Source organism: Spirosoma luteolum (genome assembly GCF_054778875.1).
The window spans coordinates 568,104-580,251 of record NZ_BAAGZE010000023.1 but is presented as its reverse complement, the minus strand read 5'-3'; the positions used below and the strand labels follow the sequence as shown (position 1 = coordinate 580,251).

Genomic DNA, 12,148 nt, shown 5'->3' with positions numbered 1-12,148 from the left:
TGATTAGCGTTCCGGTGAGGGAGAACGTTTTCGATTCACAGCATTCCGTGTTGGCAGTATAGAGCGCCAAACCGCCTGATTACGGCTTTGCCAGCGCATAGGCGCGAAAACACCCTACCCCCCGCGGAAAACTGTAAACCGAAAACTGAAACCAGCGAACCGCTACTGCTCTTTGTTCACCGGTTCGTTCATGATGGTGTGGCCCATCTTGTCGCGTTTGGTGCGCAGGTACCGTTCGTTGTAAGGGTTAGCGGGTATTTCAATCGGGACCGTGTCGACGATTTCCAGGCCGTAGCCCATCAGGCCTGCCCGTTTCTTCGGGTTGTTCGAAATAAGCCGCAGTTTCCGAATACCCAAGTCGCGGAGGATTTGTGCACCCAGACCATAATCGCGGGCGTCCATCGGTAAGCCCAGATCCAGGTTCGCTTCGACCGTGTCGCGGCCCATCTCCTGCAATTTGTAGGCCTTCAGTTTATTGATAAGTCCAATGCCGCGCCCCTCCTGAAACATATACACCACAACGCCCTTGCCCGCGGCTTCAACCATTTTCATGGCCGCATGGAGCTGGCCACCACAGTCGCAGCGGCAGGAGCCGAAAATGTCACCCGTAACGCACGAAGAGTGCACACGCACCAGCACCGGCTCGTTGGGTTCCCAGCTGCCCTTCACGAGCGCCAGGTGCGTATCGCCCGTATTGCTCTGCTTATAGGCGATGAGGTCGAAATGGCCCCATTCGGTAGGCATATCGACGCCAATTTCGCGCCGGATCAGCGACTCGGTCCGGAGTCGGTATTCGATCAGATCCTGGATGCTGATCAGCTTCATGCCGAAACGATCGGCCATGACGCGTAGCTGGGGCAGGCGGGCCATCGTCCCGTCTTCGTTGAGCACTTCGATCAGCACACCCACGGGCGACAGTCCCGCCAGACGGGCCAGATCGACAGCCGCTTCGGTATGGCCCGATCGCCGGATAACGCCCCCCTCCACGGCCCGGAGCGGGAAAATGTGGCCCGGCCGGCCCAGCTCGTCGGGTTTGGTAGCGGGGTCGACCAGCGCCCGGATGGTTTTAGCCCGGTCGGAAGCCGAAATGCCGGTGGTACAGCCATTACCCAGCAAATCGACCGATACGGTAAAGGGAGTTGTATGGACCGAGGTATTGCTGGCCACCATCATGTCGAGACCCAGTTCGTCGCAGCGTTCCTGGGTGAGGGGGGCGCACATGAGGCCCCGGCCTTCGCGCACCATGAAGTTGACCATTTCGGGGGTCACAAGCTCGGCCGCGCAGATCATATCGCCTTCATTTTCCCGATCTTCATCGTCGACAACCAGCACAATTTTGCCGGCGCGAATGTCGGCAATCGCGTCCTCGATCGTGTCGAGCCGGATTGGCGAAGAATCTGGTGCAGAATTCACCGATTCGGGAATATTGGTATTATTGTTGTCCATGTGTTTGGTTGATGGGTGCCATCATCCGTAATTTTGAGAATGGCTGACAGTTGTGCAGCGGCTGCTTGAGGCAGCGTGGTTTTCTCCGAAAACCGTTTTCCAGAAAGATACGTTTCGCCAAACGCGAAAATGTCGGTGACTACGTTTCCTGGATGATAGGCATTGGATTTCAGACGACAAGACTTTTGGTTCAACACTACCCGCTGTGCAAATTTTAGGAATGAGGCTGACTGATTACCGGGTGCAATCGGGCCGATACGGAATACTGGCCCTTTTCCTGCTACTCAGTACGGCGTTGCCATCATGGGGCCAGGGCGTTTGTGCAACCGGAACGGCCAAAGGCTTCTTCTCTCTCGAAAAAGCAAAGGTATGCTTCGGGACGCCCGTCAAAATCACCGGGGTCCCTTCGACAATTAGTAACACGGGCTACGATTTTAACTACGATGGGCGGACACTGGATAAAGTCAGAACGGTAACGTCAACCACTTTTTCCTACACGGCCCCCGGCACCTACACCATTCTACAGGTGGGCAGTGGCGCTGGTCTGAGCGAGGGAACCATTTACTGCCAGACCGTAGAGGTATTGCCACTGGGCAAAGTAAATTTCACTGTCCGGGCCTGCGCCGGCCGTCAGGCGACCATCGTGCCGGCGCTCGACGAAACGAATAACAAGTACGATACCTATCAGATCAGCTGGGGTGATGGGGTGGTGGAAAGTAAAAAACGCGCCGATTTTCAGGCTAACGTCCAGCATACCTATGCCAATAACGGGCCATATACAGTTACTGTGGTTGGCGTATACGGCGCGCCGGCCAACTGCAGCGGGCTCGCCAACAGCGCTCCGCCAATCAGTTTTGTCGGTACACAGACGCAGCCGACCATTAACCGACTGACGACAGTCAACGATAACACCATCACACTCGACTTTCAGGCCAGCAACGGCGCCAGGGTACAGCTGCTGCAACGCGATGCCTCGGGCGTGTATGCACCAACGAGTCAGACCGGTCTATCGTCGGGCACGATGACTGTTACGACCAACGCCAAACAAACCCAGTGCTTCCAGCTGACCACGCAGGATGCCTGCGGCACGGCGGGGCAACCTTCCGAACAGGTATGCAGCCTGGTGCTGAATGCTACGGCGGCCAGCAAGCAAAATAACCTAAGCTGGGACGCCTATCAGGGTACGTCGACCCCGTTCCGTTATTACCGCATTTACCGAAATGGGTCGCCCACCAATGGTTTGATTGCCAACCGCAACACCACGACCACGACCGACGCCAACCGGATCGAATGTGGTACCAACTACTGCTATACACTCGAAGTCACGGCTGGCCCAACAATCGTTACGTCAGCATCGACCTGCGTGACGGGTATCGATGGCGATAAACCTACTGGTTTTACCAATGCACTGGTATCAATAGAAGACGGCAAGCCCCGCGTTATTGCGGGCCTTCCGGCCACGTCGCCCTCGTCGAGCTACAGCATGGTGGTTAGCCGGGCACCGGCGGGCAGCACCAGCTTTCAACCAATCGGTACGATAGGGACCAACGCGTTTACGGATGCGACGGTCGATCCGGGTACGGGTTCATACTGCTACGTGGTGGCCTATCAGAACAAGTGTGGACAACTGTCGGACCCTACCAAACCGGTCTGTACCGTGTTGCTCGATTCAAAATCGGCCGGCGGCATCGACTGGACGTCGGCGTCCCCGTTTTCAAATAGTGCCGTCAGCAGTTACACGCTCGAAATTCTGGATACTGGCAGTAATACCAAAAAAGAGATTCCGCTGGGCACATCCACCCACTACGAGCCTGACCCCAACGCGCCGGTGGTGCAGACGCAGCAATACCGCATCATCGCCGTCGATCAGAACGGCGTAGTGAGCTACTCGAACTACTACACGCTCCGTATTGCCTCGAAAGTATTTGTTCCCGATGCCTTCACCCCCAATGGCGACCAGGCCAACGACGTTTTTCTGGTACGGGGCCTGATCGGTGATACCTTCCGCATGACCATCTTCAGCCGCTGGGGTGAGGTGGTTTACAACACGACCGATAAAACCAAAGGCTGGGATGGGCTGATCAACGGCGAACCAGCCATGGCCGGGCAGTATATGTACCGGATCGAAGTGCAGGATCTGGAGGGAACCCAAACTGTTAAGACCGGAGCCTTGTTGTTGCTGCGGTAGCAACCCAAAACGACACGACGATGATGAATATGATGGACATGTTCGGGAAGATGAAGGAAGTTCAGTCCCGCATGAAAGATGCGCAGCAAACGCTGGGTAGCCTCACCGAAACCGGTGAGTCGGGGGCGGGGATGGTCAAAGTAACCGTCAACGGGTTGAAGAACGTGCTTACGATCGAGATCGACCCCGAACTGTTCAGGTCGGGCGCAAACACCAACGACGACCGCGTTATGCTGCAAGACCTGATCGTAGCCGCCACCAACAAGGCCATGGGTGCTGTCGAAGTAAAATCGCGTGAGCATCTGCGGCAGGCCACCGAAGGGCTACTGCCCAACATTCCGGGCCTCAACCTCGATGGCCTGATGTAACCTGTTCGACCCGGCGAGCGTGTCGGGTCGCTGTTTTTACAGACCGGGGTAACGCATGGCCCCAACGGTGCCGTTACCTGACGGCTTCAACACCTTTCACCCCATCCGCGTGGATCGTCTTGCCATCGTTGTGCTCAACTACAACGGCCAATCGTTTCTCAGTCGTTTTTTGCCAACCCTGCTGGCCAACGCCGGCGAATACCCCGTTTATGTTGCCGATAATGCCTCGACCGACGGGTCGGTGGCGTACATGCGCCAGCACTTTCCGACCGTTCGGGTACTCGAGTTAGCCACCAACGAAGGCTATGCCGGCGGCTACAACCGGGCGCTCGATCTGTTGCGGCATCAGTACGGCGGAGCGCAGTATTACGTGCTGCCCAACTCCGATATTGAGGTTACGCCCAACTGGATCGAACCGGTCCTGGCGCGGCTCGATGCCGATCCCACCATGGCCGCCTGCCAGCCCAAAATTCGTTCCTACCAGACCCGAACCGACTTTGAGTACGCGGGGGGCGCCGGCGGGTATCTCGACTGGCTGGGCTATGCCTGCTGCCGGGGCCGTTTGTTCGACACCGTAGAGCCCGATCGCGGGCAGTATGACGACAGCCGACCGGTATTCTGGGCTACGGGAGCCTGTTTGTTTATGCGGGCCGATGTGTTTCACCAGACCGGCGGTTTTGATTCGGCGTTTTTTGCGCACATGGAAGAGATTGACTGGTGCTGGCGCGTGCAACGGCTGGGCTATCGCGTCTGGGCCTGTGGCGAGTCGGTGGTGTATCACGTAGGCGGTGGTACGCTCCACAAATCGAACCCCCATAAAACCTACCTCAACTACCGCAACAGCCTGTTTATGCTCTACAAAAACTGGCCGGCGGGGGGCTGGTTGTGGGGGCGGGTGCTGGCGCGCCTGACCCTCGACGGACTGTCGTCGCTGCTTTTTGTGAAGAATGGGCAGTGGGCCGATGTGTGGGCTATTATCCGCGCCCACGGCGGTTTCTACGCGCATCTGGCCACGCTCCGGCAGCAGCGTCGGGCGTTGCGGCAGAGCGCGGTGACTGAGCCCGCCTTATATAGGCACAGTCTGATCTGGCAATACTTCGGGAAGGGGCGGAAAACGTTCGATGCGCTGCCCTGACATACGGGTCTGCTAGAGTTCCCAGATGGTGGGGTGAGCGTGCCGGCGCAGGTGCTTGTTCATCTCCAGCCAGAAGGCCATAATGAGATACAGTACGACGGGTGAGCCAAGTGTCAGAAACGAGGTGTATATGAAATACAGCCGGATGCTGCTGGCCGATATGCTCATGCGCTCGCCCAGTACACTGCAAACACCAAAGGCTTGCTTTTCAACGAAATATCTGAGTTGGTTCATGACTGTTTGTAGATGAATTACAGGTATATACGTTAGCCTACGTGTTACGCAAAGCTAACGAACCCTTACCGTACATTGTTTGCCGTTTAGAAAGAAAGTATACCCGTTTGTAGCAAAAAGAATGAAAAACGCAGGGCTAGTCTGTTGACATTGGCGCAAATTTGTTTATTTCGTATTTCAGCGGATAGGCAACGCTACAAGGCCAGCCAACTCCGTATAAACCAGCAAAGTGCGTGCCGTGCCATTTAGGTGTTTCGTTGTTTGTATGCTTAGGTGCCTGTTTCGTATCCTTTGTTAAGTGCTAACCCTTTGTCTGTTTTTTTATTTAATTTCTAATTGTTTATGCAAACAGGTGTAGTAAAGTTCTTCAACGAGAGCAAAGGATACGGATTTATCGTTGAAGATGATTCGAACCGGGACATCTTTGTCCACATTACGGGTCTGAATGGCATTACCATTCGCGAGAAAGACCGCGTGCAGTTTGAGGTTGTTGACGGCAAAAAAGGTCTCAATGCCGTAAAGGTAAGAAAGCTAGACGCAGATTATTAATCCTGATAGTCTGACGATACCATAAGAAACCCCGCCCGGAGACCAGGCGGGGTTTTTCACGTATAGGTAAAACAGATTGAAAGTCGTTGCCGGGCTAGGCCAGGTAGTTACCGATGCCCACGATGACCGATGAGAGAATGACAGTCAGAATGCCAAGTCGGATAGTGCGCATGGTCGACGCGTTGGCGCCCCGCCATTCGTGCAGGTAAAGGCCCCAGAAGCTACTGAAGGCGATAATAAAAGCCATGTGCAGGGTCCAGCCCGAAAACCGGTACTCGCCCATCTTGCTGTCGCCCATGCCGTAGAAAAAAAACTGAAAATACCAGGTTACGCCCGCTATGGCGCAGAAAAGAATATTCTTCAGAATGGGCGCCGACAGGTTGGTATAATCGCTGTAGGTGCGATTGCGGATGTTGAGAAAAACCGACCAGATCGCGTTGGTCGTGAGGCCGCCGAGCAGAATAATGACCAGCGGGGCGTTGTTCATGTAGAGCGGGTCGGCCCCGGCCTCAACTGCCCGACTGGCAATCGACTGACCTGCCGTCAGGCCAAACGAAAAGCAGGCACTCATCACGCCCGAAAACACGGCTACCAGAAACCCTTTGCGCAGGTCGAACTCGGCGATAGCGGCTTTTTTGTCGCTATCCGACAGGGTGCGCTCTTTCATGATGCCCGCTAGTCCGCAGATGCTGATGCCAACGACACAGACGGCAAGACCCAGCAGGATGAACTGCCCCGAGGTAGTGCTCACGAGCTTGCCCAGCTGCCCGAGCCAAATGGGGGGGACAAGCGTACCGAAAACGGCGCAGAGCCCCAGCACTACGGCCATGCCCAGCGAGAGGCCGAGGTAGCGCATGGCCAGCCCGAACGTCAGGCCGCCGGTTCCCCAGAGCAAGCCCCAGAAATAAGTCCAGAGTAGCGTTTCCGATGGCGTCTCGCGCAGAATCTGCACCAGGTTGGGAATGGTTAGCCAACCCAGTACCCAGGGCGCTATAAGCCACGAAAAAATGCCGCCTACCAGCCAGTAGCTTTCCCAGGCCCAGCTTCGGACCCGCTTGTAGGGTAAATAAAAACTGCCGGAAGCGAAGCCGCCCAGCGCATGCAATACAACTCCCCAAAATACGGCCATGAGTTAAAAAAGGGTCGGATGAGTACGGTTTAGGAATAGGATGAAGAAAGAGAAAAGCAACGGGTTGTTTACTGATAAACAGCCTGGCTCACGACAGGCGCTGTTCCTAGAGCGCCGGACTGGTGGCGCTGGCGTCGCGCAGGCTGACGAGGTGATCAGGAATTGGCCCTGGGTTCCAGTGGTCATGAATGGCCAGGGCGGCCCCCAGGGCTGTGGCCTGGGCTACCGAAGCCGCCGACACCCGCAGGGTCGGGAATGCCGAGGCCAGCAGGGCCATGTAGATCGGGTTGTTGCCAAAGCCCCCATCGACAAAAAGGCGGTCGACGGGCGAGCGGTGCAGGACCAGTTCGGTTGCAATCAGCTGCTGCGCCACAATGTCATGCATGAGCTGATGATAGGCCTGCTCGTAAGTGTCGAACTCGTTGAGGTCGCGCCGGCCAAACGCCGACTGAATCAGTACGGCCGGTTGCGAGGTGGTAAGCGGTTCGGGAGCGGGCTGCACCGGGCGTAGCGGCAGGTGGTCGATCAGGCTCGGATCGTAGACGACGTACCGGTAGGCATCGACTGGCCGGTCAAAATGAGCCGCCAGCCGCTGGACCTGTTGTTCGTGTTCATAGCCGGCAAACAGTCGGGATGCTTTCACCGGCCGCCCGCGGTAGTGCAGATAGCAGAGACAGTCATACTGGAGCTCTTCGGCCGTGAGTGGGTGGTGGTTGAACGGGTTTAGGCTAATGCACCAGGTGCCGGTCGAAATCAGCACAAAGGGCTCCTGAAAGCTGGCCAGATACGGAATCAGTGCGGCCGACGAATCGTGCAGGCCAGCGCCAACGGGCAGCGTTCGCCCGGCAATGGTCGCCGGCACTACCGCATCACCCGGAAAAAGCGGAGCCAGCTTCTGATCCAGGGCTTCGGCCCGTACCCAGTCGTGGTAGTCCTGGCGGTCGAAATCCCAGAGCGCCGTATGACAGCCAAGGCTGGTGAGGTCGGTATAGTACTGGCCCGTAAAGAGCTGACTGACGTACTGGGGCAGGTGAAGGGCATAGCGCATCCGGGCAAACAGAGCGGGTTTGTCGTGTTTGATCCGGTACAGCATCAGGCCAGCGTTGAGACTTTTCAGTGCCGGCGAGGCTGTAGCCACCGACAGCTGATCGTCGGGCCCGTAAGCTGCGTAGAACTGCCGGAGCAGCGCGTCGGGAAACGGTTTGAGGTAATTATACAGCGGGCCGACTGCTTTCCCGTCGGCGTCGATGTAAACCAGACTGGCCCCGTAGGTCGACACATTGAGCGCGTCGACCCGGTAGTCGGGCAGGTTCAGCACGGTATACAGGGCCGCGTGCAGCCAGCGGGTCAGGTGTTCCAGATCTTCACAGGCGTCGCCATCGTCGTCGACGATTTCGGCAAACGACTCGGTCTGTTCCCAGACAATCTCGTACTGCCGGTTAAACAGGAAAAGCTTCTTGTTGGTCTTTCCAATGTCGAAGATGGCGATGACGGGGAGCATACAATTGGTGAATACGTGATTGAATGGTTGAGTGAATGCGGAGTATGCCGATCAATAACCGACCAGCACTAATCACTCATCCACTCAACCACATAGTCGCTCAATGCCTAAAGTCCCGTTGCTACCGTTTTGGCACCGCGTTCGCGGATGAGCTGTTCGCGCACGTTGAGGGAACGGAACAGGGCCAGGGGCTGCAGGGCACCACCCGCCCGCCGGCGCGCTTCGGCAACCAGGGGGCGCAGGTCGCTCCGGAACGCATCCTGCAAAATTTCCTGCGCCCGCACCACGTCATTGGCATCGCGGGCTTCTTCGAGCGCCACCCGATCGACGAGCAGGGCCTGCGCATAAGCCAGTTGAATGGCCTCGACGCTTTGGAGCAAATCCTCGAGCGGGTCTTTCACGTTGTGGCTGGCATCGATCATCCAGCCCAGATCGGTGGCGTGATTCATGCCCCGGGCGTCCATCCCGTCGACCAGTTCGTTGAAGATCAGAAAGAGCTGGTAGGGCTTGATACTCCCCGCCGTCAGGTCGTCATCGCCGTATTTGGAATCGTTGAAGTGAAAGCCGCCCAGTTTCTGCTCCATCAGCAGGAGCGACACAATCTGTTCGATGTTGGCATTGGGCAGGTGATGGCCCAGATCGACGAGCGTATAGGCCTTGGGCCCCAGCTTATTGGCAAACAGCAGGCTGCTTCCCCAGTCGCCCACGGTGGTCGAATAGAAGTTGGGCTCGAACGCTTTGTATTCCACAAATACTTTCCAGTCGGCGGGCAGCGCGGCATAAATGGCTTCCAGCCCACTCAGCGTTCGCTCGAAAGCCTTGCGGAAGTTGAGCTGGCCGGGAAAACTCGACCCGTCGGATAGCCAGACGGTCAGCGATTTCGACCCCAGCTCGATGCCGTGGCGGATAACGTCGATGTTGTGATCGATGGCCTGCTGCCGCACCGCCGAATCGACGTGCTGGAGCGAGCCAAACTTGTAGCTATGCGCCTGGTCGGGCTGATCCTGGAAGGTATTGGAGTTAACGGCATCGAACACCAGTCCGTGCTGGGCCGCCAGTTGCCGGATGGCCGCCGGATCCTGCGGAATATCCCAGGGAATATGCAGTGAAATGGCTCCGCTCGAGCGGTTAAGGGCGTGCAGCAGCCCCACATCACTTAGTTTCTCTTCCAGGCTTCGGGGTTCGCCCCCGCCCGGGAAACGCCCGAAGCGGGTGCCGCCGGTGCCGAGTGCCCAGCTCGGAATGGCAATCTGAAAGTCAGCCAGCTTCTGAATAATGGCTTCGGCACTGGCCAGCGAGTCGGTCCAGTAGGCCAGTTTGCGCTGGTGCGCCCCGGCAAACTGCTGGTTATGCGTATCAAGCTGATAGGATTCGAGTTGCATAGGAAAAGGATCTGGGAAAAGGTAGGTCAACCAAAATCAGCGAACGAAGGCCATCGCCACGCCCCCGTCGACATTCAGTACGTTACCGGTCGACTTATTGAGCAGGCCGCCCACAAAGGCAAAACAGGCATTGGCAACATCGTCGGGCAGAATAATCTCGTTGAGTAGGGTGCGTTTGGCGTAGTAGGCCGGCAGCTCCTCAACTGATATGCCATAGGCTTTGGCGCGGCCCTCGGCCCAGCCCCCGGCCCAGATGTTCGAGTCGGAAATAACGGCGTCGGGGTTGACCGTGTTGACCCGGATGCGGTCGCCACCCAGTTCGGCCGCATTCAGCCGGCTCAGGTGCAGCTGGGCGGCTTTGGCCGAGCCATAACCCGCATTGTTGGGGCCGGCCACGAGCGCGTTTTTCGACACGATGTTGATTACATCGCCCCCCATATCCTGTTTACGCATTACCTCAACGGCGGCTTTGGTAACCATAAACTGCCCTTTCACCAGAATGTCGTACAGGCGGTCCCACTCCTCAAGGCTATGATCGGCAATGGGTTTGGAGATGCTGATGCCGGCATTATTGACAATGATATCGACTCCGCCGAAGGCCAGGCTGGCCTCATGCAAAGCCGCCTGGATACTGCCAAAGTCGGTAACGTTGAGGAGGGTGGTGGCCACGGCATCGGCGCCAAAGGCTTTGGAAAATTCGGCCTGTGCGCCGGCAAGCCGCTCGTCGTTGATGTCGTTGAGCACGACACAGGCGCCCTCCTGCGCAAACTTTTTGGCTATGGCTTTGCCAATACCGCCGGCACTGCCCGTAACCAAGGCCACACGGCCGGTAAGCGGTTTGGGTTTGGGCATCCGCTTCAGCTTGGCTTCTTCCAGCAGCCAGTACTCGATGTTGAAGGCTTCCTGCCGGGGCAGGGCGGTGTATTCCGAAATGGCTTCGGCACCTTTCATCACGTTAATGGCATTGGTGTAGAACTCGGCCGCCACGCGGGCGGTTTGTTTGTCTTTGGCAAACGTGAACATGCCCACGCCCGGATACAGCAGAACCACCGGGTTCGTGTCGCGAATGGCGGGACTGTCGGGGTGTTTGCAGGCGTTGTAATAGTCGGTGTACAGCGCCCGGTACGCGTCGAAAGCGGGTGTCAGCTGGGTGCGCAGGTCGGAGCCGTTGCTCAAGTCGGCATCGGGCGCCAGGGGCAGCACCAGCGGACTGATCTTGGTACGCAGAAAATGGTCGGGGCAGGAGGTGCCCATGGGCGCCAGCCGGTCGAGGTCGGCCGAGTTGATAAACTCCAGCACGCGCGCATCGTCGGTAAAGTGGCCCACCATCGACTGGTCGCCCGAGCACAGGCCGCGCAGGACAGGAGCCAGCTGGGCTGCCTGCTTCCGGCGCTCATCGGCCGGCAGGGCACCCACGTTCTCGCCCCCGAAAACGGGGCGGGTTTTGCCGATATGGTTGGCCAGGTATTCGGCACAGCGTTCAACCACCTCCAGCGTGTTTACATAGCTTTCGTAGGCGGTATCGCCCCAGGTGAAGAGGCCGTGCGAGCCCAGCATGATGCCGCGCAGGTTAGGGTTTTCGGCTACGCAGGCGGCCAGTTTCAGCCCCAGATCAAAGCCCGGCCGCTGCCAGTCGACCCAGCCGATGCTGCCGTTGAACAGCTCCTCGGTGATGCGTCGGCCGTCTTTGGCGGCCGCAATGGCAATGGCGGCATCGGGGTGCAGATGGTCGATGTGTTTGTAGGGCAGAAAGCCGTGCAGGGGGGTATCGATCGATGGGGCCTTCGAAGCCAGGTCGTAGATGCAGTGGTTAAACAGCTCGACCATCTCATCTTCGTGCTCGATGCCCCGGTAGATGTTTTTCAAACTGCGCAGCCGGTCGACGTAGAGCGCGGCCAGGCCGCTGCGGGTCAGCGTACCAATGTCGCCCCCCGAGCCTTTCACCCACATCACCTCGGTCGACAGGCCGGAGAGCGGGTCGGTGGCCATGGCTTTGCAGGACGTGTTACCGCCCCCGTAGTTGGTCAGCCGGAGGTCGGCACCCAGCAGATTGGAACGGTAGATCAGGAGGGCAACTTCGTCGCCTTCGAGTTCAGCGGCTTTGGCGTTGTCCCAAAGGTAACTGACGTGGCGGAACGTGTTTGGCGAGGCAATCATATACGAACAGTGAAGGTATAAAGAGCAAAAGCGAAGACGCTGTTCAGGCCGCGTGGCCC

Annotated in this window: 10 protein-coding genes; 4 read left to right on the top strand and 6 right to left on the bottom strand. The window is 57.7% G+C overall.

What is annotated here, in order from left to right; translation table 11 throughout:
- Positions 1-162 precede the first annotated feature (162 nt).
- Positions 163-1,446, bottom strand: coding sequence for a bifunctional 3,4-dihydroxy-2-butanone-4-phosphate synthase/GTP cyclohydrolase II (locus tag ACYVAC_RS22750; RefSeq protein WP_461100124.1), 1,284 nt, complete (start codon positions 1,444-1,446; stop codon positions 163-165).
- A 295-nt stretch (positions 1,447-1,741) separates the two neighbouring features.
- Between ACYVAC_RS22750 and ACYVAC_RS22745 the strand changes: the two genes are divergently transcribed.
- From ACYVAC_RS22745 to ACYVAC_RS22735, 3 genes are all read left to right on the top strand, one after another.
- Positions 1,742-3,634, top strand: coding sequence for a gliding motility-associated C-terminal domain-containing protein (locus ACYVAC_RS22745; protein ID WP_461100123.1), 1,893 nt, complete (start codon positions 1,742-1,744; stop codon positions 3,632-3,634).
- Positions 3,635-3,657: 23 nt separating this feature from the next.
- Positions 3,658-4,002, top strand: coding sequence for a YbaB/EbfC family nucleoid-associated protein (locus ACYVAC_RS22740; protein WP_461100188.1), 345 nt, complete (start codon positions 3,658-3,660; stop codon positions 4,000-4,002).
- Between the two features lie 109 nt (positions 4,003-4,111).
- Complete coding sequence (locus ACYVAC_RS22735) at positions 4,112-5,137, top strand: glycosyltransferase family 2 protein (RefSeq protein WP_461100122.1); 1,026 nt, start codon at positions 4,112-4,114, stop codon at positions 5,135-5,137.
- A gap of 12 nt (positions 5,138-5,149) precedes the next feature.
- Here the strand turns inward: ACYVAC_RS22735 and ACYVAC_RS22730 are convergent, their stop codons facing one another.
- A complete protein-coding gene (locus ACYVAC_RS22730) occupies positions 5,150-5,371 on the bottom strand; it encodes a PspC domain-containing protein (RefSeq protein ID WP_461100121.1) in 222 nt (73 codons plus the stop codon).
- Positions 5,372-5,713: 342 nt separating this feature from the next.
- Here ACYVAC_RS22730 and ACYVAC_RS22725 point away from each other — a divergent pair, with 342 nt between their 5' ends.
- On the top strand, positions 5,714-5,920 hold the full coding sequence (locus ACYVAC_RS22725) for a cold-shock protein (protein WP_461100120.1): 207 nt from the start codon (positions 5,714-5,716) through the stop codon (positions 5,918-5,920).
- A 94-nt stretch (positions 5,921-6,014) separates the two neighbouring features.
- On the opposite strand, the gene rhaT is transcribed toward ACYVAC_RS22725, so the two are convergent.
- From rhaT to ACYVAC_RS22705, 4 genes are all read right to left on the bottom strand, one after another.
- Positions 6,015-7,049 (bottom strand): L-rhamnose/proton symporter RhaT, encoded by a 1,035-nt coding sequence (rhaT, locus tag ACYVAC_RS22720; protein ID WP_461100119.1) that lies wholly within the window; start codon positions 7,047-7,049, stop codon positions 6,015-6,017.
- Positions 7,050-7,155: 106 nt separating this feature from the next.
- Entirely contained in the window at positions 7,156-8,550 is a 1,395-nt protein-coding gene (locus ACYVAC_RS22715; RefSeq protein WP_461100118.1) for an FGGY-family carbohydrate kinase, read from the bottom strand.
- Positions 8,551-8,657: 107 nt separating this feature from the next.
- Positions 8,658-9,932, bottom strand: a complete 1,275-nt coding sequence (locus ACYVAC_RS22710; RefSeq protein ID WP_461100117.1) for a sugar isomerase — start codon at positions 9,930-9,932, stop codon at positions 8,658-8,660.
- Positions 9,933-9,968: 36 nt separating this feature from the next.
- Positions 9,969-12,089 carry a bifunctional aldolase/short-chain dehydrogenase gene (locus tag ACYVAC_RS22705; RefSeq protein WP_461100116.1) on the bottom strand — a complete coding sequence of 707 codons (2,121 nt, stop codon included), beginning with the start codon at positions 12,087-12,089 and terminating at the stop codon, positions 9,969-9,971.
- Positions 12,090-12,148: the final 59 nt, after the last annotated feature.